Origin of the sequence: Photobacterium sanguinicancri (assembly GCF_024346675.1) — a bacterium.
Classification (GTDB): Bacteria; Pseudomonadota; Gammaproteobacteria; order Enterobacterales; family Vibrionaceae; genus Photobacterium; species Photobacterium sanguinicancri.
The window spans coordinates 1,933,669-1,954,799 of sequence record NZ_AP024850.1 but is presented as its reverse complement, the minus strand read 5'-3'; the positions used below and the strand labels follow the sequence as shown (position 1 = coordinate 1,954,799).

At 41.7% G+C, this 21,131-nt stretch carries 19 protein-coding genes; 12 read left to right on the top strand and 7 right to left on the bottom strand.

Annotated features, from left to right (window positions below):
• Window positions 1-133: 133 nt before the first annotated feature.
• From OCU87_RS09415 to OCU87_RS09405, 3 genes are all read right to left on the bottom strand, one after another.
• Entirely contained in the window at window positions 134-766 is a 633-nt protein-coding gene (locus tag OCU87_RS09415; RefSeq protein WP_261856977.1) for a TetR/AcrR family transcriptional regulator, read from the bottom strand.
• Window positions 767-825: 59 nt separating this feature from the next.
• Window positions 826-1,341, bottom strand: a complete 516-nt coding sequence (locus tag OCU87_RS09410) for a DUF2505 domain-containing protein (protein ID WP_261856976.1) — start codon at window positions 1,339-1,341, stop codon at window positions 826-828.
• A 562-nt stretch (window positions 1,342-1,903) separates the two neighbouring features.
• Window positions 1,904-2,371, bottom strand: a complete 468-nt coding sequence (locus OCU87_RS09405; RefSeq protein WP_062690624.1) for a MarR family winged helix-turn-helix transcriptional regulator — start codon at window positions 2,369-2,371, stop codon at window positions 1,904-1,906.
• A 149-nt stretch (window positions 2,372-2,520) separates the two neighbouring features.
• Between OCU87_RS09405 and OCU87_RS09400 the strand changes: the two genes are divergently transcribed.
• Complete coding sequence (locus OCU87_RS09400; protein ID WP_062690625.1) at window positions 2,521-2,943, top strand: organic hydroperoxide resistance protein; 423 nt, start codon at window positions 2,521-2,523, stop codon at window positions 2,941-2,943.
• A 38-nt stretch (window positions 2,944-2,981) separates the two neighbouring features.
• Window positions 2,982-3,377, top strand: a complete 396-nt coding sequence (locus tag OCU87_RS09395) for a DoxX family protein (protein ID WP_261856975.1) — start codon at window positions 2,982-2,984, stop codon at window positions 3,375-3,377.
• 184 nt (window positions 3,378-3,561) lie between these two features.
• Here the strand turns inward: OCU87_RS09395 and OCU87_RS09390 are convergent, their stop codons facing one another.
• Window positions 3,562-4,677, bottom strand: coding sequence for a M20 family metallopeptidase (locus tag OCU87_RS09390; RefSeq protein WP_094958069.1), 1,116 nt, complete (start codon window positions 4,675-4,677; stop codon window positions 3,562-3,564).
• Between the two features lie 182 nt (window positions 4,678-4,859).
• Between OCU87_RS09390 and OCU87_RS09385 the strand changes: the two genes are divergently transcribed.
• Genes OCU87_RS09385 through OCU87_RS09375 form a run of 3 tightly spaced genes read left to right on the top strand, consistent with a single transcriptional unit; the run spans window position 4,860 to window position 10,123 of the window.
• Window positions 4,860-5,903, top strand: a complete 1,044-nt coding sequence (locus tag OCU87_RS09385; protein WP_094958068.1) for an ATP-grasp domain-containing protein — start codon at window positions 4,860-4,862, stop codon at window positions 5,901-5,903.
• On the top strand, window positions 5,900-7,402 hold the full coding sequence (locus tag OCU87_RS09380) for an ATP-grasp domain-containing protein (RefSeq protein ID WP_261856974.1): 1,503 nt from the start codon (window positions 5,900-5,902) through the stop codon (window positions 7,400-7,402). Before OCU87_RS09385 ends, OCU87_RS09380 begins: the two co-directional genes overlap by 4 nt.
• 9 nt (window positions 7,403-7,411) lie before the next feature.
• Entirely contained in the window at window positions 7,412-10,123 is a 2,712-nt protein-coding gene (locus OCU87_RS09375) for a M14 family zinc carboxypeptidase (RefSeq protein WP_390960814.1), read from the top strand.
• Window positions 10,124-10,292: 169 nt separating this feature from the next.
• Here OCU87_RS09375 and OCU87_RS09370 read toward each other — a convergent pair whose 3' ends face one another.
• Window positions 10,293-11,021 carry an endonuclease III domain-containing protein gene (locus OCU87_RS09370; protein WP_261856972.1) on the bottom strand — a complete coding sequence of 243 codons (729 nt, stop codon included), beginning with the start codon at window positions 11,019-11,021 and terminating at the stop codon, window positions 10,293-10,295.
• A 538-nt stretch (window positions 11,022-11,559) separates the two neighbouring features.
• Between OCU87_RS09370 and OCU87_RS09365 the strand changes: the two genes are divergently transcribed.
• From OCU87_RS09365 to OCU87_RS09345, 5 genes are all read left to right on the top strand, one after another.
• Window positions 11,560-13,377 (top strand): RICIN domain-containing protein, encoded by a 1,818-nt coding sequence (locus OCU87_RS09365; protein WP_062690628.1) that lies wholly within the window; start codon window positions 11,560-11,562, stop codon window positions 13,375-13,377.
• A 303-nt stretch (window positions 13,378-13,680) separates the two neighbouring features.
• Complete coding sequence (trhO, locus tag OCU87_RS09360) at window positions 13,681-14,670, top strand: oxygen-dependent tRNA uridine(34) hydroxylase TrhO (protein ID WP_261856971.1); 990 nt, start codon at window positions 13,681-13,683, stop codon at window positions 14,668-14,670.
• A gap of 202 nt (window positions 14,671-14,872) precedes the next feature.
• Window positions 14,873-15,706, top strand: a complete 834-nt coding sequence (locus tag OCU87_RS09355; RefSeq protein ID WP_261856970.1) for an AraC family transcriptional regulator — start codon at window positions 14,873-14,875, stop codon at window positions 15,704-15,706.
• A 96-nt stretch (window positions 15,707-15,802) separates the two neighbouring features.
• Window positions 15,803-16,564, top strand: coding sequence for an AzlC family ABC transporter permease (locus OCU87_RS09350; protein ID WP_062690696.1), 762 nt, complete (start codon window positions 15,803-15,805; stop codon window positions 16,562-16,564).
• Window positions 16,561-16,878: an AzlD domain-containing protein gene (locus OCU87_RS09345; RefSeq protein ID WP_062690631.1), complete on the top strand. Its 318-nt coding sequence runs from the start codon at window positions 16,561-16,563 to the stop codon at window positions 16,876-16,878. The genes OCU87_RS09350 and OCU87_RS09345 overlap by 4 nt, the downstream gene beginning before the upstream one ends.
• A 156-nt stretch (window positions 16,879-17,034) precedes the next feature.
• Here the strand turns inward: OCU87_RS09345 and OCU87_RS09340 are convergent, their stop codons facing one another.
• Window positions 17,035-18,312, bottom strand: a complete 1,278-nt coding sequence (locus OCU87_RS09340; RefSeq protein ID WP_261856969.1) for a sensor histidine kinase — start codon at window positions 18,310-18,312, stop codon at window positions 17,035-17,037.
• Between the two features lie 162 nt (window positions 18,313-18,474).
• Here OCU87_RS09340 and OCU87_RS24995 point away from each other — a divergent pair, with 162 nt between their 5' ends.
• Window positions 18,475-18,960, top strand: a complete 486-nt coding sequence (locus OCU87_RS24995; RefSeq protein ID WP_315972473.1) for a type II secretion system protein — start codon at window positions 18,475-18,477, stop codon at window positions 18,958-18,960.
• A gap of 23 nt (window positions 18,961-18,983) precedes the next feature.
• On the opposite strand, the gene OCU87_RS09330 is transcribed toward OCU87_RS24995, so the two are convergent.
• Complete coding sequence (locus OCU87_RS09330) at window positions 18,984-19,655, bottom strand: response regulator transcription factor (RefSeq protein ID WP_083540933.1); 672 nt, start codon at window positions 19,653-19,655, stop codon at window positions 18,984-18,986.
• 304 nt (window positions 19,656-19,959) lie between these two features.
• Here OCU87_RS09330 and OCU87_RS09325 point away from each other — a divergent pair, with 304 nt between their 5' ends.
• Complete coding sequence (locus tag OCU87_RS09325; RefSeq protein ID WP_261856968.1) at window positions 19,960-21,129, top strand: efflux RND transporter periplasmic adaptor subunit; 1,170 nt, start codon at window positions 19,960-19,962, stop codon at window positions 21,127-21,129.
• Window positions 21,130-21,131: the final 2 nt, after the last annotated feature.

Genomic DNA, 21,131 nt, shown 5'->3' with positions numbered 1-21,131 from the left:
GGTACTGCATGTATTCATAAATAAGGCGAGGGTATTAGCTAATACATGAATGATTCAAGATGGGTTAAAGGTAAACGCCGTTATTGGTGCAATAACAGCGTTTATTTTTCGAGAGTAAGATTTGTTGTAGGTGTTATTGCACTAACTCATCAACGAGATCTTGGTGAGTATAAAAGGGCGATTTTGCATTTTCTGATAGGTAGGGTTCTACCATCGAAATCAGACGTAACACACCCGCACGAATCAATTCATCTTCACTTAATTTATCGTGAAGCAGCGTTTGATAATTTAGCCAGTTTAAGCTCACAAGTAGTAAGTTATCAGCAATTAAAGGCTGATTTGATGCGTCGCAATCTAACATGCCTAGATCGGCTAAATGCGCGAGCATGTCACTGCTTAAAGTACGTAATTTAAGCACCAGAGTGCGTATTTTACGTTTTATCTGTGGGCTTTGGCTGTTGAGGTTATCAAGGTTACGAAACAGGAATCGATAATGAGTAAATAGCGCCATAATGGTGTGCAAGAATGGCCAATAATCATCAAAATCAGTCACATGATCTTTGTACTCGTGGCTAATACGATTGAGCGAATTGTGAAGTTCCTCTACCAGCGTTGATATAATCTCGTCTTTACCACGAAAATGATAATAGAGATTACCAGGACTTATTCCCATTTCGGTAGCGATGATGAGTGTGCTTACATTGGCCACGCCTTTTCGATTGAATAAGTCGAGACTAACAGCGAGAATCCGATCACGGGTTTTCATGGTTATTCCTTGTCTTGACGGCGTTTGTTAAACGCGGTTTATTACAAATGCCAGTCAACTTAGTTTGCTAGTTCAGGCGCTGAGCTTAGTAGAAACTCGTATTCACTTTGCATCTGCTGCTTAATGTCTTCGCTAATAAACTTCACTAAAGTACTGCCAATCAATGGCATTGCACTCGTCACAGAAACGGTTACTTGGTTGCGTGTCGCTACATCACCACCTGCTTTTTTTGCCGGCTCACTAAATAACATAGAGCCAGTGATTTTTGCTGGTACGCCAACAATCTCAACGGTCATCTTGCAAATCAAAGATTCATCGCCTTGCCAATGCCAAGTTTCGCTTTGATGAATCGTATTAAAGCTACCAAGAATGCTTTTTAAAACCGCCGGGACGTTTGCAGGAACATCACGCTGTGTAGCGACGCTAAAACCATCTTCGGTCTCTTTAATGGCAATAACTTTGACGTTCTTCGCTGAAAGTTGAGCATACTTATCAGTAATAAGATCTTCTTCGCTAAAAAAACGAAGTATTGAGTCCAAATCAATTTGGTAATCGTGAGTAACAGAAATATCCATTTTTCTTCCTTTTAACTTCTTAAAACTGGTCAGACAACTTAAGTTAGTGTGCAACTAGCAGCATTTGAATTCAAAGGGAAAGACTGAAAAATTAGCCCTTGATCAATATTCCTATTTAGTATTCGTTCGTTTGTAGCTACGGCTCACAATTAAATGAAATAGAGTCTTTGTTCTATTTTTGTTACATGGCTGAAACTTAAGTTTAGGTTTGATATTTTGTGATGCACAACACGAACTGGTTTAATTGTGAACTATATAATTTACTTACGTTGGGTGTGATGTTGCATATTGTCGTCATAGGCATCACGCTTTAAGACATGCTTCACAAACAACTTGTGAAGAGGAAATACTTTCTTGTAATGATGTGGTGTCATGCTCCAGAGAAAGCGGAAAAGCCACCTGCTAGGCACAGGTGGCTTTTTTATCTTTTACACACGCTTCATATAGATAAGATGGCAACTTCCTATAAATCTTTTGGTCAATCAAAACATTGCGTTAATGTCGACCAGGTTAAGGAAGGGGAGGCACACTATACATAAAAATAGATAGTGTGCTTAGAGGATTAGTTTTGTAAGTTTGCTAGTAACTTGTCACAACTAGCTTTGAGTTGTTGCAGTTCTTCAATTTCAAGTTTGCTTTTACAGAACATACTATTAGGTACAGAAAGCGCTTTATTTTTTAGCTCTGCGCCTTGGTTGGTTAAGAAAACCAAACGAATACGTTCATCTTCACTGCTGCGCTTTCTTGTAATGAAGCCTTTTGTTTCTAATCGCTTAAGTAAAGGCGTAAGAGTTCCTGAGTCCAGATGAAGATCATGGCCAAGATCTTTTACGTTAATGCCACTTTTTTCCCAAATAACCATCATTGTTAGGTATTGAGAATAAGTGAGATCAAGTTCATTTAGTAATGGACGATAGGCTCGGATCATTGCATTTGATGCGCTATAAAGAGAGAAACATACTTGATTTTTAAGTAATAATTGAGTTGATTCCACTTCATTTAGGCTATGTTTATCAGTTAAATTCGCCATCTCAAACCCCATACTGAAAATAGATTGTGCACAATATACTTGTGTTTTACCTTTTGATCGACTTATACTTGCTGCAAATGAATTGCGCGCAATATAATTGCTAGCAATTCAATCTACTTATTATCGTATATAATTTAAAGGACATCATCATGACGACACTGTACACAACGAAAGCAACGGCATCAGCAGGACGTAATGGCCAAGTAACTACAGACGACAACATGCTAGATCTCGCTCTCAGCTACCCGAAAGAAATGGGCGGAACAGGTGAAGCAACTAACCCCGAACAATTGTTTGCTGCTGGTTATTCTGCGTGTTTTTCAAATGCGATTATTCATGTAGCACGAGAAATGAAAATCAAATTAACGCAAGCCCCAGTGACGGCTGAAGTAGGTATAGGGCCAAATAATGCGGGTGGCTTTGCATTAACAGTCGCGCTTGCTGTCGTACTCGATTTAGAAGAACAACAAGCGCAGCAATTAGTAAAAACAGCACATCAAGTTTGTCCGTATTCAAATGCAGTGAAAGGCAATATCGATGTAAAACTATCAGTTAATGGCGTTGCACTGTAATTCGATGATTTGTATCAGAGTGATTAAGGATAAATAGCATGAACACTCTATTGTTGACTGCTGGCCGTGTACTTTTGGCATTGTATTTTTTAATTCCAGGCATCATGAAATTTGTGTCGTGGGATATGCATATCCAATTAATGGAAAAGCATGACATGCCTTTTGTTCCTGTACTATTAGGGCTTGCTGGTGTCTTTCAAATTGGCGCTGCCGTTTTATTAATTGCTAACCGATTTACGTGGATAGTTGCACTATTACTGGCTGGATTAGTGCTTGTGATTAATGTGTCATTGCATGATTTCTGGAATTACCCCGGTTTAGAGGGGGCGCACGAGATGCAAAACTTCATTAAGAACTTAGGTATTTTTGCTGGCTTGTTAGTGCTTTCTGGTCACTCAATGCCTGAATGCTTAAAAGCAAATCGTAAAAATTAAATTTGTTGCATCGGCTGCATGGTATGTAACACAGAAAATGTAGTTGTATGGTAGCAGTGCATGACGTAAAAGCCGCGGTGATAAACGTGGCTTTTACGTCAATTTAAATCAGCGGCTTGATCCCCCAAATAAGCAGAGGCCAAATCTCTACTCATTCGCAAACGCCCACTTTCGTTAAAAGTGGTTAGCAATCGGGATGATGGCTACGGCTGTAATGATGAAGGATTGCTGTTACCTCATTAATACGTCGAGCAAAACTCTTCTTAGACGCTCGCTCAAACTCAGTATGATCGCCATCGCCAAACGGGCCAAAGCCATCAAGGGTAGGGACACCTTCACCTGCGGTGACATTGGCATCGCTGACGCCGCCACGTTGTTCCGTTTTTAGCGGATAGCCAATGATGCTTGATAGAATATCAATAAGACTTTGCTGCGCAGGTGTTGGATTCATTACGTTACGCTGTAACCCGCCAGTCAGTTTTTCAGAAACACCTTCAACACCATGGAGCGAAATTAAGGCAGGAATAGCACGAAGAATGCGATCTTGTTCATCTAAGTGAGTGAATCGGGCTTCAACCATCAATTTAGCAAAAGGTGAAATGGTGTTGGTGCTTGTTCCTCCTTCCATTAATCCGACATTGACTGTGGTTCCTTTGGCAAGGTGAGTGAGTTCGGTAAGAACAATCACTAAGCGAGCGGCGGCAAGGTTGGCATTTTTCCCTACCGCATAGTGGTTGCCAGCATGGGCGGCGACACCTGTGAGTTCAATACAATAAGTGGCGACGCCTTTTCTGCCATTAACTACTTCGTGATCTTCACCAGCCGCCTCAAAATCTAGGCATGCATCGTATTGGCTTGCAATGCTAAGGGTGATCGCTTTGCTGTCATCGCTCCCTGTTTCCTCGTCGCTAACCAAGAGAAAATCAATATTGGTGATGCATCCATTTTTCTTAAAGATATTGCGCAGCGCTGTTAACGCAACAAAATTGCCGCCTTTCATATCACAGGTACCTGGTCCATATACCCATTCAGCATCTTCGGTAAATCCTTCAAACGTATTAGGCGGAAAAACGGTATCCATGTGACCGAGTAATAATAGCCGAGGTTTATTCGCTACAAATGGACTAGTGAATAGCAAGTGATTACCAATATGTTCACGAGGGTACGTTGTCATCGTCATCCCGAGCGCTTCAAGCCACCCTCGCATTAACTCGCCATTGGCATCAACCCCCGCCTTGTTTTGGGTCCATGAGTTGATGCTTACCAAGGTTTTTAAATCCGTAAAATCGATACGCGTCACAGCTTGATTCCTTCTTAGTGTAATTGCGTTCAACGGGCGATTAGTCGATGAGAACTTCCACCTAGGTCACTGTTATAAAGTTGATGCAACATTATGATGTGCAACTATATTAATATCTATTTTGGAATATTCAAATTCTCTTTTCGTATACTTTTGAAGTCGAGTGATTTAAGGAAAATGTTATGGCCACTCATCGTGTCGGTTTATGGATGTATCAAAATTCAGGTGGGACAGAAATTGAGCGAAAAATCGTCGCAAAGCTGAATGAGAGGAATGTCGAAGTCATTACAGGGTTGGATTTAAACGACGCTACTGCACATAACGGCAGTATTTTTTGCAAAGGTCAGGTAATGGAGGATTTGGATCTGTTTTTCTCGTACAACGCGGGACAGCAGGGACCTTTTCAAATGTACCTATACCAAACGCTGAGCAGTATGATTCCAACCATTAATAATTATGCGGCATTTGAGCTGACAGAAGATAAATTCCGCACCGCGCATCTTCTCAAGACCCACGCTATTCCGACAGCCGACCATATCGTCTGTAATAAACATAATATCCAACAAGTGAAGGAACACCTTCGGTTTTGGCAAGGAAAAGCGATTTGTAAGCCAGTGAATGGCTGGGGTGGTAACGGCATTATTAAACTCGAAAGTGAGCGTGATCTTGATTTATTGCTGCCGTATATCACGATGCAAAATTTGCCACAGTTCTATATTGAGCGTGTGATTGAAAACGATTACACCGATTACAGAATCGACATTGTTGACGGGAAATACGTAGCTTGCTACGGACGCCAGGCGGCAAAAGGAAGTTGGAAAACCAATATTACCAGTGGTGGCAGTGTGATTCAGCGTGAACCTACGCAAGAGGTGATCGATCTCGCGTTAAAAGCCGCGAAGATCACAGGGCTAGAAGTGGCTGGTGTCGACATTATTTACGATATCGAACATCAAGAATATGTGGTGCTCGAAGTCAATGGTATCCCAGCTTTCGCCACCCCGGATCAAGAGCGTTTAGGGCTCGATTTCAATAACACCAAAATAGATTACCTTTGCGATTTGATCGACCGAACGATTCGTCACCGTATCGATTTACCCTGTGTATCCAGTGAGGTGGGTTTAGAGATAGAGCAGCCTATCGATATGCCATCGGCTGTGAACGATATATTCAATGCTGATTTGACTGGAACTGCGGCCGCTACTATTAAGGACAAAGCGCTATGAGTTTATTGAAACCACAATTGCCAAAAATTGGAATGCTTTATTTAGATCATGTCTTACGTTTTTTTGATCGCTCTAATTTTCAAGGGTGGCCAGATAAAATCGAACAAGTGATTTATCATTGGGGTAACGATAAGCAGCGTTTTATCAACGAAGTGAAGCAGAAGAAGATTGATGTTCTGATAGGTAATATCCCTGCGACTGCGTATGAAACCTTCCGTGATATTGCGAGGGCTTTACCGAATGTAAAATTTATTCCGTCGCTAGATAGCCAATTCAGCAATAAATCGAAAGAAAATGTGACCCACTTTTGTGAAAAGTATCAACTGCCGATCCCCAAAACACATATTTTCTATCAGCCTGATGAAGCCTTGGCATACTTGCGTGACGCTGAGTACCCTAAGATTGTAAAACGCTCTTATGGTCCTTCAAATTATGGCGGGTATTTTGTCCATAAAGTCGATAGCGTCGACGAAGCGATACGTTTGTTCTCAGAGCGTCGCTACTTTCCTGCCTATATCCAAGACTTTGTCCCAATGAAAGCCGACATCCGCGTGATGTTAGTGGGCCACCAGCCTGTTTGTGCTTTCTGGCGTCGACCACCTGAAGGGGAATGGTTAACCAATACTAGCCAAGGTGGCAGTATGGATTATCAAGATGTACCCCGTGAAGTTCTCGATTTAGCGGTACGAGTATCGAAAGCGGCGCAAGCTGAATACTGGGCGTGTGATATCGCCGTCAGCACTAAAGATGAGTACACCATTTTAGAATGTGCCACGGCCTTTGCCGCTTTCCCTTATATTCGAGACTGGATTGGACAATACTTAATGTGGCAACTCGCCCCCGCGCAATTTACTCAGCCTTATTTTGCAGATCGTAACTGGGAAGAGTTAGGCAAAGTGGATTCATCATTACTGCGTACTATGCGCCATATTCAATTTGGTCATGCCAGTGAATCGACCGATACAGGTGAATACGCACCCGCTGATGAACATTATTCGCTGTTAAATACCTATCATGAAGATGCTGAAGAGTGGCCAAGTGAGGCATGGAACTTCCAAGACCTGAATAAGGGGAAACTCAAAGATTCATACTTTGGCTCAGCGCGCGAGCAAACTCCAAATAACCCAATGGATGAGTCTGATTCATTCGAATCTTTGCTATCTGAATTGAGTTCTGAAAATGATTTAGATACCGGAATTGAAGACCTTGCCAAATTGATGAATGGCGAGGGTGACGTTCAAGGTGTTACCGAGCTCCAAGATCTTACTGATGCTCAAAAGTCCGTTGTCATTGAATCACAACAATTAGTTAATTTTTTCATGTCGGTAAAAGGGATAGGTCACGGTTTAGCCACCGAGATAGTTGATACCTTAGGTGTTGATGGCACCTTACGTATTTTGAACGATCAGCCAGAACAGCTCATGACATTCCGAAATTTAAAGCAGAAAAAGCTGGATGCTATCCTCTGCCAGTGGCGTGAGTGTGAGCTTCTCAACTAGGGATAAATGATGAAAAAGCAATATTTGTCGTATCAAGACACAATAGACTTTCTCGCCCAAGCAATGGAAAAGCACCCGAATTTGATCCGCTTAGAAAGCATCGGTGAAACCCATGAAGGGCGGCCGATCATGATGGTGACAGTATCGCAAGATGTCGCCTACGCGGATCTTAAACCAGCACTGTTATACACGGGGACCATTCACGCGCGAGAGTGGATTGGGATTGAACTGGCGGTTAACTTTGTACAGTACTTGTTAGATAACTATCCAAGTAACCCAGATGTGGTTGAAGCTCTAACTCGCAATACTCTTTATATGGTGCCGTGTTTAAATCCCGACGGTTTTGAATATTCACGCCAGCATTTTTCATTCTGGCGTAAAAATCGACGAGACAATGGAGACGGTACTTTTGGGGTCGATTTGAATCGAAACTTTGGTATCAACTTTAAGCGCTCAACTAATACTCAATCTAATATTTACGGTGGCCAAGCTGCATTTTCTGAACCAGAGACTTCAGCTATTAAAGGGTTTGTTGAAAGCCACAGTAATATTCAGATTGCCTTAGATTACCATTCCCAAGGAAATGTCTTTTTCCCTGCGCATAAGTTTAACCATGAAGCCGAAATTGAAGGCACAGATCTGAATATCATGTGCGCCAATATGGCGAATGAAATCTACAAAGTGACGAAGCGCCAGTACGGTATTCATCGTGGTAAGCCACCCGCCAATTTGATCCACGGTAGTGGCCGTGAGTATTACTACGATCGCGGTATTTTGTCTTCGGTAGTCGAAGTGGGTAGTCGCAATATCCCTGATTATCTGATCAATATGTCGCAAAGTGTGGATGAGAATATCCCCGCACTGCTTTATGCGTTAGGCACTGCGATCAATTACTCTGATTTAGCACCCAAACGGCCGGAAAACTTCACCACCAAAGAAGTACTCGCTAATCAGGTGGAGCTTACATGGGATGATGGCAATAGTGATGTTAGGTGTGATGCCAGCAAAGGCAACCAAACAGATGAAGTTCAAAGTGATCAGGACGGGTGTTACTACCAGATTTACCGCAGTGAATCGCCTAAGTATCAATGTACTCGAGAAAACCTTATCGCGATAACTTCGCAGCTTAGTTATATCGATAAGCAATTAAAATCGGGTCATCGTTATTTCTACAACCTGCGCAAAGTGAACCGACTTAATCGCATTAAGTCACCGTTTGCTCCTGAAGTGAAAATCAAAACCTGCTTAGAAAAAGATGAATTTGCTTTCACCTTATTTCCAAATCCTGAACAGATTGGCTATGTCGGTGAACTAACTGCAAGTCAGAACCGAGAACATTTTGGTAATAACTCGCTCTTTATTGGCGTGAACAAAACCAAAGGTGCTTGCTATGGGGTGATAGATTTCAATATCGATCGATTACCCGATGATGCGATCATTAAAGATGCGGTGTTCTCTTTGTATCCGATGAACCGTGTTGGCGCCAAAATAGAAAACTATGGAGAGTGGTCGGTATCTATCCTTAACCCAGAAGATATTAGCGATATTACCGATTTTGCACAGATTCAATCAGCGACGGCGATTCAAACTTTAGGCGATGCCATCGATTCAGATCAACTGACACAAGGGATCTGGAAAACATGGCGATTTAGTGCGCTTGAGAAAAGGCTGGTGGAAGAGCAACTAGAAAAAGGGCGCTTGTTATTGCGTTTGCAAGGGCCCGACAGTTTACCTCTGTGTAATGACTCGCAGATGATGCAGTTTGATATTGGCTACGGACGCTTTGGCGGTGGGATCCATTACCGACCAAACCTAGATTTAATCTATACACGCAAACCGTATCAAGTCGCGCTATCGGCAACCGACTGTCATACCATAGAGAGTGAAGCACATTATCCTGCTGAACTACGTTCAGGATTTGATTATCAAGGTGAAACGGTATTTGGTCAGGTCGGGTTTTCGTTATCGTGCATCAGTAACAGTGTCGATATTGCGATTACCCAAGCTTACTTTGAAATCGAAAGTGGCTCGCTAGTAGGGCTAGATCAACATATGCGCTTTACGGTTGAAATGGCCGAACTCGATAGCCTTGATTACTACAGTGTGAAGCACAGAGAAAAAATTGAGTTTATTGGTTATGAAGTGAGTAGTGAGGATTTAGCGAAGTCACCTCGCCAGCGCTTCATGTTTGATAGCTCGGCACGGCAATACCTAGAGCAACTCCATGCCGAAGGTAAGCATGTCACGCTGATCATCCGTGCGACATCGGCCTCGCGTCAAAAAGAAGCCATAGTTGATTGGTATGGCTTGGAAGATGAGCACCGCCCACAGCTGGTGATTGACTATATTGAGCGTCGTTATCAGGCGTTGGAATCGCCACAAAACCTTGAAGCACAATTGCAAGATGGTGCAGTGAAGTTGACGTGGGATAATCCAGAACATAATGATTTTGTTGGCGCGTATGTGGTACGCAATAGTTTCCATCCGCCACGCTCACCGTTTGATGGCGTGAAGTTGTATGCAGGTAAAGACAGTTACACCTTTGATCGATTCGGCAATGCTAATATTCCAAAATACTATTCGGTATTTAGCTACGATAATGTGCCGAATTACTCTATTCCTGCGATGATCAAATTCAGTACCGATGAAGTGACACCTATCATCTGCGATGAATTTGAACCGCAAGATGAAGCTGAAAAACGTTATCGGGACGGTGAGTAGCCCACAGTGCTCAAAGAATAAATATAGATAGCATTTATTCGGTTGTTGTTGATTGCCCGCTCATTAAGATGGCTTTCTTTTCAGTGGGTATAATTGGCGGTTTTTTAAAATGATAGCAAAAGGCTTCTGTAGGGAAGCCTTTTTTATTTGGAATAAAGTAAGGTTGAGTCTATTTCTTTTGATCAAGAAATATTGGTTTAGGCGTATCGGCTAAATGCGATTGCCCAGTTACACAGGTCAATCTAAGAGGGCAGTGCTGGCACTTAGGTTTGGGGTTACAAAAGGCTTGTCCATGGTCGACCATCAAGCCGTGGTACAAAGCATAGCGAGCCGTATCAAGAGGAATAGCTTGCTCCATTAAATCGTGAAATCGTTCATAGCTTTTGGGAACAGTAAGGCCATTTCTCTCAAAGATACGACGCGTATAAGCATCAATAACAAAAGATGGCTTACCAATCGCATACACTAAAATAACGTCTGCAGTTTCGCCACCAATCCCTTTCACGCTTAATAACTCTTTGCGCAGAGTTACTTTATCTTGTGCGCGCACTTTGTTGATATCGTATTGGTAACCCTTAAACCAAGCCGTCATCGATTTTAGCTTAATGGCTTTTTGATTGTAGTAACCACTGGGTCGAATGCTTTGTGCTAATTCCTCTAATGACATGGCTGCGATATGTTGCGGGAATTTATTCTCAGCTAGATTGCTCAGCGCTTTATCGGCATTCTTCCAGTTCGTATTTTGCACCAAGATAGAACCTAGCATGATTTCGTACGGATTATCGTTCGGCCACCAAATATAATCACCATAGTGCTGCACCAAGGTGTCAAAGATACTTTGGATGAATGTGAGTTGGTCTACGGGCTTTGTTGGCTGTTGTTGAGATTGCTGTATCAAGATTAACCTTAGAGCTAATGTCAGTAAAAAGGATGATCGCATTCCATAATTCTAGCTGACAGGCTCAAAACGGAGCAGTCCGTCGTTACAGAAATAGCGCTAAGTTAATAGGAATGATGAAGTGGATATTTACCTTCAGGGAAATAGTTATTTTAAAGGTCGGCATTTATAAATATTTAAAGAGGGATGATATGATTATAAAATCACTAAAGTTGTACCGTATAGTAATAATGTAATCTGTGATTTATAAAGTATCTTATCATTGGGTGAAAACATCATAGTGATTTCGGGTTAAATAAAGTGGATTAAAAGTAGATAAGATATTTTACTTTAAAGTTACTAATACAAAATAATTGTGCTTGAACAGCAAAGGACAATTGGTATAAGTCATCTGTATTAAAATAGCAAACGTTTGGTATTTGATTTGTTGCACATCAATAAAAACTTTTATAAAGATAAATTTATAACTGTGATACTAATAAAATTGTGATGTTCAACTGATGCATCATATTAAATATTATTTATTATGGAAACCAAAATGAAAACTGTAATGGCGTTAGGCTCTTTTAGCTTGCTGTTTGCTTCGAACTCATTTGCACTAAATATGAGTAATGAAGAAATTCAGTCAATTCTCACTGGTGCAATCTCATACGATGAAAGGTGCTTTGTTGATCTTTCAAACCAAGATGAGAAACCTATTCCGATCGGTTGTGACCAATATATTTTTATCAACTCTTCCACTGTGGATGTACAAAAAAGAAAAGAGAAAACTGCTCACTTGATTGGTGTTGGCTTTGAACATCCTTATGTACTTATCAAAAACCCTTATAGTCAAACTGAAAGTGTAATTAGCTTATTTGATGAGATAAAACCGGATAAGCTTCTCTCTGAAATCGATAAACCGCTACAAAGCCATACTTCTTCCAACACAGCTTCGCATCGCAGGTACGCGCGCTCTGTAAATATGAGCGGTAATAGCTCACAACAAAACATGGTAACAACGAAATATGTGAGAGAAGAAATCCCTTTTTCAAATACAGAGCGTTTCAATGGTAGTCAGAAAGCAGTATTTGAATATAAGCTGGATTTTTTTTCACGTTATCCATTCTTTCACCAATTTGGCCAAATTTCCCCTGACAATAAGAAGTTCGTGAGGGTGAGCTTAGTGAAGAGTCCAGGTGTTAACTTTCATGCGACAGGTGAGTGGCCTCGGAGTTGGACTCAGGATGGTTACGCCGCGCATCAGTCGCGTTATTACTCTTACCCTGATTATCTCGACCAAGTTTCAATCAGTACCTCTTTACAAGATAGTGATATTGAGCTCTATGACTTTGTGCCGAAAAATACCGATAAGAACCTTTCTAAGTTCAGTAAAACCTCAACTGTCGATATTAATATAGGCATTAGTATCCCTAAGGTACCTATTAAGTCTGTAGGTGTGAAAACATCAGAGACGGTGACTTACGAAAATGGTGACTACATGGGGTTTGATGTAAGTAATGGAACTCAGTCATTTAATATCACTTATCGTAATAAACGTTACGGTTCTCATATTACTGATTACAAGGGGTATTGTAACCTGTTGAAGAATACAGAAAACTGGTGCTGGAATTACGCGAGTAGCTCATACGATGATCCTCTTGATTTAAGTAAATTGGAAGGAACACCATATTCAAATGGTTTTGTGCCCGTTTTCTCTTCAACATATGCCAGCCCATATTATAAAACTGGGCTATCAACGCTGAACATAAAGGCCACTGTGACAGGGATGAATGTCCTCGGGTATAGCTATTGGGCTGCTGGACGGCTTTATTACCATGGTTCACAAGCTGGTTACAATCCATATGATAAAAAGTTCAGATTACATCAATATAGTAAATCTACTCAATTTACTGTTGATTGGAATAGTTCAATATTCTCTGGTGCTCAACCTGTAACATTATCGTCCTTAAAAGGATCAGACCGTCAATCACAATGCTTGACGGTAAAACCGGATAATTTCGTTTCGCTTTCCGATTGTAAAAAAGAAGATACACGCCAGCTTTTCTATTATACGCCGAATAATAAAAAGTATGTGTATGCTAAAGACATTAATAAGTGTTTATCAACTCAGCAGGAGCAATTGTCGATTGCAGATTGTTCACGCACGACGAATAACAATAACCTTATTTGGCAGTGGTACGATGAAACTCGTAACTTCTCCCTCTTGTATACTCAAGGTATTAATGGCTTGAAAGTACTTCAACCTACGGAAGATGGTAGTCAGATTAATGTTTCACAAATAGAGTCAGCGGAGGCAGCATCAAATGATAATTTATTTGACTCTCGCCTTGGTGATTTTAATGTAGGCGGTTAACTGAATTAACTGTTGGTTTGGAACAATTTGGGTCAGGTGTGTGTTGCTTCGGTAGAGTTATTCTTTACTAAATAACATAGCCTGACCCATGTTAGTTTAGTGCTAAAGTTATGGTTGTTAATATACTGACTCAGTGTTTATTACTTATCTTTAGATTACTAACCCTTGCAATTTGTAATGCTATATAGCCCTGTTTTTGGTTGGTTTTTGTCCTCGCTATGCTTCGTTATACTTCGTGTGATTTTAATAAGTCTGTAAAAGACCCGCACTGGATTTACGTTCCAGCTCGCAGAAGGAAAAACTATGTCTCAATATGTTGTATGTGCGCTTTATAAATTTGTCACGCTTAATGACTACGAAGCCATTCGCCAGCCACTCACTGATCTTCTTAAAGCGAATAACATTCGCGGAACTTTGCTACTGGCGAGCGAAGGCATCAATGGTACGGTTGCAGGCAAGCGAGCATCAATCGATGCCTTGTTGCAATGGTTCAAGCAAGATACTCGTCTTGCCGATGTTGTTTACAAAGAGTCGTTCAGTAAAGAACAGCCCTTTAATCGCACTAAAGTAAAACTGAAGAAAGAAATTGTGACCATGGGCGTAGAGGGGATTGATCCTCTTAACGTTGTGGGTACATACGTTAAGCCAAGCGATTGGAACGATCTGATTTCTGATCCTGAAGTGCTACTGGTTGATACGCGTAATGATTACGAAGTGGATATTGGCACATTCAAAAATGCGGTGAACCCAAATACTGAAACATTCCGCGAATTTCCACAATATGTCGCAGAGAACTTAGACCCAGCCAAGCATAAGAAAGTCGCTATGTTTTGTACTGGCGGTATTCGTTGTGAAAAATCAACTGCCTATATGAAAGAGCAAGGCTTCGAGGAAGTCTATCATCTTGAAGGCGGCATTCTTAAATATCTTGAAGAAGTGCCACAAGATGAAAGTATGTGGGAAGGTGATTGTTACGTCTTTGATGGGCGCGTGGCTGTTAATCATCAGCTAGAAAGAAGTGATTATGATGTATGCAATGCTTGTCGTTTACCGATCACCAGTGATGAACAAGCGTCAGAACATTTTGAAAAAGGGGTGAGTTGTCCTAAGTGTGTTGATAAACACAGCAACGAACAAAAAGCGCGCTTTCGTGAGCGAGAAAAACAAGTGCAGCTGTCTATCGCACGTGGCGAAACGCACGTTGGCGGTGACACTGTGCAATTAATCGAGCAGCGGAAGAAGGAAAAGCGAGCGATGAAAGAACAGCAGCGCTCAGGTCAAAAAGTGAAATAGTAGGATTTTAGCTCTTATTCGTCTCGGGATAAGAGCTTATTCTTTTAGTATTAAGGGGGGAATAAAGTTACTTGCTTGAATAGGTGCTTGTTTGGTTAGGTATTTGGTTGTAAAGCGCAATTTTGTACAAAAATATCTGTGAGGTGTACGCTAGACTGAAAGTGAAACATTGCGTTGAACTTAGAAAAATAATCGAGACTGAATGGCTAGCAAGAAAACCAGTAAAGAAAGAGCTGACTATAAGATTACCGATGAGCTTGGTGGTCTTGAAATTCTTGATGCCGAATACGAAAAGCAGAACTTCTCTCGTCATAGCCATGAGGGCTATACCATAGGAGTGATTGAAACAGGTGCTCAGCGGTTTTATCGTACAGGAGGACACCACGTTGCTCCACAAGATACCATTATTTTAGTCAATGCCGATGAAGTGCATAGTGGCCATTCTGCGACAGAAGGTGGCTGGGCTTACCGTGCTATGTATCCGTTACCTAAGCAACTCGAGCAGTTAACGAAAGACCTTTATTTACCTAGCTATGGCGCACCATATTTCCCTAATGCCGTTATTTCCGATCCTGAATTAGCGAATCAACTTCGCCTTGTTTTCAATACGTTAGAAAATTCAGAGAATCGACTATTAAGAGAGACACTGATTTACGACACCTTAGTTAAACTGATGGGAAAGCACGCTAAATCAAGACTCAATCCAAATTTAGAGACCAAAGCGCAGAAGCAGTTGTTACTGGTAAAAGAGTTTTTGGATGATTATCCGCAAGCGGATGTTTCATTAGATGAACTCGCTAAACTGGCTGCGATTAGCCCTTACCATTTAGTGCGATCTTTTCAAAAAGAGTTTGGCCTCCCTCCACATGCATATCAAATCCAGTCGCGGCTGCGATTAGCCAGAAAACTACTAAAATTGGGTTATAGTATTTCAGATACAGCGCAGGAATGCGGCTTTCACGATCAAAGTCATTTCCATCGTCACTTCAAAAAAGCCAACGGGTATACTCCGGGTCAGTACATAAAAAAGCGGTGAGCAAGTTTGTACAATCGCTAATAACCTTAAAAAACTAGATTGAAGGAAGTAGTTACTCTGGTGAAACAATAAGGTGAAGCCGTGGTTCAAAATAACATCCGAAACAACACCCCAAAAAACAAGCAATCAAGTGAGAGAAAATCACCGTTCTGGCAAGGTGTAATAGCGGTGCTTCCGTTGAGTATTGCGGTGATTCCTTGGGGTATTTTAGCTGGGTCTTACGCTATTGATGCGGGATTATCCGGTATAGAAGCTCAGGCGATGTCTGCGGTACTATTTGCAGGCTCAGCGCAGTTAGTGGCAGCAGGGATGTTTAAAGCCGGTGTCGGTATTGGCACTATGTTGGTCACGACTTTTTTTATTACTTCTCGCCACTTTTTGTACAGCGTGTCTATGCGAGGGAAAATTAGTAACCTTCCAACGCGATGGCGCTTAATCCTGGGTTTTTGGCTTACCGATGAGTTATTTGCTGTGTGTGGTGGGCAATCTAATAAAGCGTTTAACCCTTGGTTCGCCGCTGGGGCTGGTGGCTCGTTTTACCTGATATGGAACCTAGCGAGTTTTGTTGGCATCGTTGCGGGTAGTCAGTTTCCTTCTTTGAATGAGGTGGGCTTGGAGTTTGCGGTTGCCGCGACTTTTATTGCTTTGGTTATTCCGCAAATAAAATCGATACCTCTTTTAGCTTCTGTCGGTGTTTCTTTAGTTGTATCTGTGCTTTTGACACTCATGCAGATTGATGCAGCTTTGATGATCGCATCGATATTCGGCATGGTGACAGGCTATATGTGCGAGACATTACTGGATAGAAATTCGCCTAAGAAGCATCTTGAGACGAAATCAGGAGGAGAGCAGGAATGATAATGCTATCGATACTGGCAATGACAGCCATCGTGTTTTTTAGCCGTTACGTTTTCCTTGAGCCGCGAGTACCATTAAAGCTAAATAACCATGCTTTAAGGTTGCTGAGCTATTCCAGCCCTGCAATTTTAACCGCGATTTGGGCGCCTATTATTTTTCTTCCGGACGGTGAATTGTCTGTGAGTGTAACTAATCCTTACCTACTTGCTGCGATAATTACGGCGCTATTGGTGTGGAAAACAGGCAATGTCTTACTCTCTATTATTCTTAGTATGGGCGCTTTTTTGTTTTTTAATCTCTATCTCTTTAGTTAATGATAAAGAGCCATATGAATTTATGATTAGCGCCATTTAAAAGCGCTTACTATCTAGCGGCTAGAAATCTATAGTGGCTTTCTAGCCGCTCGGAACCCAAGTGCGTTGGTGAGTATTTTCACTCAACGCAATTCACTTGATGTGCGTGGCGATTGTTTAAATTTTTTGATTCACTTTGTTGAACAATACTTTAACGGTACAGGCATCATTGACCACATCTTGTTGGTAGTGCCAGCCTTGGTTAGTACAAATCTGTTTTACCAATTTAATCCCTAAACCAAAACCATCACTCTTTTCGCCTTTAAGTAGTTCACCCCAATTGACTATGGTTAGGCTTCCTTGCTCAAGTTTTATTAAAATATGGCCGCTGTCGGTATGTTGCATGGCATTGCGGATCAAGTTAGCGATAATGATGCGTATCATCACTTTAGGAAGTGCTTGAGTGACAGGCGATAGCGCTAATTCTACTGTTACATCTTTGCCCCCCAACAAGTATTGGTGCTCTTCTACTAACTCTTCTGTTAATTGGCTGACATTGAAGGTTTCAATTGTTGGTTGATAGTCTTTATTTCGTGTTAACCAGAGTAGGGTTTCAGTAAGGTGACTCATGGTTAGCCCTGCGCGGTTAATACGGTCTAGCGGTTTTTGGCAGGCTGGTGGTGCATCGTGCCACATATGATCCATTAAAGAAGCGTTACTTAAAATCACGGCAATCGGTGTTCTTAGTTCATGGCTCGCATGTTGAAGAAACTGCGATTCTCGACTTAAGGTTTTTTCAATGTTTTGTAGGTTGGTATGAATCTTCTCGGCCAAATCATCGAGTTCACGGAAACCAAAAGCAGGTACAGGATCCGCGAGGGTTTTTAATGTTAACTGCTGTGCCCATTGATGAAGCTTGCTGATAGGCCGAGCGATATAGCGAAGCAATAGTAACCCGACAAAGATGAATAGAGTAATGATGACACCTGAAACCATGGTAATTGATGGTAACCCTTCTTCGATTTTTTCAACTTCAGGTTGTAAGAAGGTGTCATCGAATGTATTGACGATGTAATAGGTTAGCCCTGTTTGAGTTTGTGCAGGGTGAATGAAATACATAACCCGAGGGAAGTCATACCAATTGTCTTTCACTTCAAAGTTATAGTGTTCGTCCATTTTAAGTTGATCAACTGTGAACTTATTTTTGATATCTTCGGGTAAAGCGTCATAACCTCGGAAAATTTCCGCATCAATAACATCAACCTTGTTTTCTACAATCTCAATTCCTTGCTGATCCACTAAATTTGAAACATGAATTGAGTTAACGGCCAGTGAGTTATCTAGCCCCCAAAAGTAGAAGCTCTGAGCCAGAAGCGAGTAGCAAAGAATAACCAGCAGTAGTGCACTACCAATGGATACGAAAACTATACGTAATAAGCTTTGATTGATTTTCATACGGCCACTTGAGGAAAGTCCTAATAGGAATACATGCCACTAAGTCAATATGACTGAATGACTGCGTTAACTTGTTATATTTCAAATGAAAACCTTTAAAAGCAATGATGCAATCATTTTGACATGCTATTTTGGTATAAATAGCTAATAGGGGATGCTCTTTTGAGAAATAAAGGTTTCACGCTTATAGAGCTGGTTGTTGTGATTGTTATCCTTGGTATTTTAGCGGTTACCGCTGCTCCGCGTTTTTTAAACGTACAACGCGACGCGAGAATAGCTGCGTTAAATGGCTTTAAAGGCGCATTTTATGCGGCTGATGGTATCGTGATGTCAAAAGCAATGACAGCGGGTATCGAAAACTCTATGTATGATACCGAAATTCCCAATACGGGTATTTATGTGCGCCAAGGTGTGATGTCACTCAATGCGAAAAATATTGCCGCTGCAATGAATACCGATGGTTTTACCGTTGTTGATAATGGTTCTGCTGATATGCCATCAATCTTTGTTGTTTTAGATGAGAATAAAGTTAATAACGGTTACCCGAGCAACCGCTGCTATCTATTTATTGCCCGAGGAGTGACTACGGCTTCTTTTCCTAAGTCATTATTGCCTTTAAAAATAAATTTAGATGATAAAGAGTGCTAATTCATGAGTTGTAGGCGCCGGCTTTATTGCTCTGTTTTAACCACCCAACCTTTGCCCGCAACAGTATGCAATAGCTTGATACCAGGCGCTTGTTCAAGTGATTTACGTAAGTAGTAAATGTGTGCCTTTAACGTATTACTGTTGGGGGCATCGTCACCCCATAGTGCGCTTTCTAGATCTTCGCGACTCACAACGTTTGGGCTTGCACGCATTAATACTTCAAGAATAGTAAAGGACGCAGGCGTTAACTTGATGGTGTGATCGCCTCTCATCACTTGATGCGCATTATTATCCAGCTCCAAATCATCCACTTTAATGACAGGGCTTTGATTACTTCGACGGCCAGACAACACCATGATTCGCGCCAATAATTCGCGGTTATCGAAGGGTTTGGGTAAATAGTCATCGCCACCCGAAGCAAAGCCTTCTAGCTTGTCGTCAATACTGCTTCGGGCCGTTAAAAATAAAATTGGCGTTTGGCAGCCTTCTTGGCGAAGGTGTTTACACAAGGTTAGTCCATCCATTTTAGGTAAACCAATATCGATAATCAGCACATCATAGCGATTGGTCTGTGCAAGGTTTAACCCTGCGGCACCGTTACTCGCATAGTCTGGCACTATGTTTTCAAATTCCATAAGCTGAAGCAGTGTCTCAGCTAAATCACGGTCATCTTCGATTAATAGAACTCGAGTCATCGTTACCTTCATATCGTGTTGCGGATAAGTCGTAGTGATAAGCCATGTAGCGGTACTTGTCTTGGCTGCACTTATTATCTGAAATCAGAGCTTACGGTGAAAGTTACATTAGCGAGAGTAAAAGTCGAGTAAATGGTGCTTTACCGTCTGATCTGTTTTCTCTTTCTGATTGATAACACTTTCATTGTACGCCTGTTTTGCTGATCTTTTACCTTCTCTTTACTGCGTCGACGTTATGGTTCTTTTTTATTTGATGGGTTATCTCCAATGGGTGAGATAGCGCCTTATCGTGAGAAGAGCAGTAATGACTGTAGATAGACAAAAATCGCGCTTGCTGATTGCCACCATGCTGATCAGTACTTTGCTGGTTGGGTGCAAGGGAAATATTTTTACAGCAAAGACAGAAGCCGCCGAAGGAGAGCCGCCTTTAATTGCCAATGTTGCGGTGATGAAAGCAGAGCGACAAGCCGTCACTTTATTTGATGAACTGCAAGGGCGTGTTGTGGCTTTTCGTACAGCGGAAATTCGGCCACAAGTGAGCGGTATTATTACCGAGCGTTTATTTAAACAAGGGGAAATGACAGCCAATAACCAAGCATTATTTCAAATTAATAAAGAACCTTTTGTTATTGATATCAATGAAAAAGAAGCCTCTCTGGCACAGGCTAAAGTAAACCTTGAGCAAACACAGCGAAAATACAGCCGTTTGCAAGCATTGGATAAAACGAGCTCAGTCAGTAAGCAAGCATTTGAAGAAGCAGAATTTAATTATAAAAAAGCGGCTGCCAATGTTATGCAAAATGCAGCGACGTTAGAGCAAAGCAAACTTAACTTTAAGTACGCGACGATTCGCGCACCTATCTCCGGCATTATTGAGCAAGCGCTTGTTACTGAAGGGACGTTAGTCAACAAAGGCGACGCTCAGGCGTTAGCGATCATCAAACAGATCGATAAGGTGTATATCGATGTGCGCCAACCCGCCTCTAAATTGCCGACACTGCGTAAGTTGGTCGCGAAAGGTGATGCGACCAATCAAAAAGGCTTGGGGGTGAACATCATGCTCTCTAACGATGGTGCTGACGATATTATGGGAAAAATTGTTTTCTCTGGTATCAGTGTTGATGTGAATACCGGTGATTTAATCGTTCGTATTCTTGCAGACAACCAGCAGCAAACGCTTCTTCCTGGCATGTATGTACGCACTGAGGTTCCCCGTCGTTCATTAAACGCCTTCTTGCTGCCACAACAAGCGATTCAACGAGCAAGTAATGGTGATGCGTATGTCGTTGTTATTACCTCAACAAATCAAGCAGAGAAACGCACTGTTACCTTAGCGGGTATCAGAGACCATCAGTATGTTGTGTCAGAGGGTATTAAAAGTGGTGATGCTGTGATCATTGAGGGACATGAGAATGTCATGCAGGGCGCACAGATCAATGCTTCTCAGTGGCAGTCAGATGCTCAAGCGGCGTAAAG

Excerpts from the sequence above, each read along its gene's own strand:
- OCU87_RS09385 (WP_094958068.1), top strand. The coding sequence starts at position 4,860 with ATGGCCACTCATCGTGTCGGTTTATGGATGTATCAAAATTCAGGTGGG.
- OCU87_RS09365 (WP_062690628.1), top strand. The coding sequence starts at position 11,560 with ATGAAAACTGTAATGGCGTTAGGCTCTTTTAGCTTGCTGTTTGCTTCG.
- OCU87_RS09340 (WP_261856969.1), bottom strand. The coding sequence starts at position 18,312 with ATGAAAATCAATCAAAGCTTATTACGTATAGTTTTCGTATCCATTGGT.
- OCU87_RS09380 (WP_261856974.1), top strand. The coding sequence starts at position 5,900 with ATGAGTTTATTGAAACCACAATTGCCAAAAATTGGAATGCTTTATTTA.
- OCU87_RS09345 (WP_062690631.1), top strand. The coding sequence starts at position 16,561 with ATGATAATGCTATCGATACTGGCAATGACAGCCATCGTGTTTTTTAGC.
- OCU87_RS09405 (WP_062690624.1), bottom strand. The coding sequence starts at position 2,371 with ATGGCGAATTTAACTGATAAACATAGCCTAAATGAAGTGGAATCAACT.
- OCU87_RS09375 (WP_390960814.1), top strand. The coding sequence starts at position 7,412 with ATGAAAAAGCAATATTTGTCGTATCAAGACACAATAGACTTTCTCGCC.
- OCU87_RS09415 (WP_261856977.1), bottom strand. The coding sequence starts at position 766 with ATGAAAACCCGTGATCGGATTCTCGCTGTTAGTCTCGACTTATTCAAT.
- OCU87_RS09330 (WP_083540933.1), bottom strand. The coding sequence starts at position 19,655 with ATGACTCGAGTTCTATTAATCGAAGATGACCGTGATTTAGCTGAGACA.
- OCU87_RS09410 (WP_261856976.1), bottom strand. The coding sequence starts at position 1,341 with ATGGATATTTCTGTTACTCACGATTACCAAATTGATTTGGACTCAATA.
- trhO (WP_261856971.1), top strand. The coding sequence starts at position 13,681 with ATGTCTCAATATGTTGTATGTGCGCTTTATAAATTTGTCACGCTTAAT.
- OCU87_RS09400 (WP_062690625.1), top strand. The coding sequence starts at position 2,521 with ATGACGACACTGTACACAACGAAAGCAACGGCATCAGCAGGACGTAAT.
- OCU87_RS09325 (WP_261856968.1), top strand. The coding sequence starts at position 19,960 with ATGACTGTAGATAGACAAAAATCGCGCTTGCTGATTGCCACCATGCTG.
- OCU87_RS09355 (WP_261856970.1), top strand. The coding sequence starts at position 14,873 with ATGGCTAGCAAGAAAACCAGTAAAGAAAGAGCTGACTATAAGATTACC.
- OCU87_RS09395 (WP_261856975.1), top strand. The coding sequence starts at position 2,982 with ATGAACACTCTATTGTTGACTGCTGGCCGTGTACTTTTGGCATTGTAT.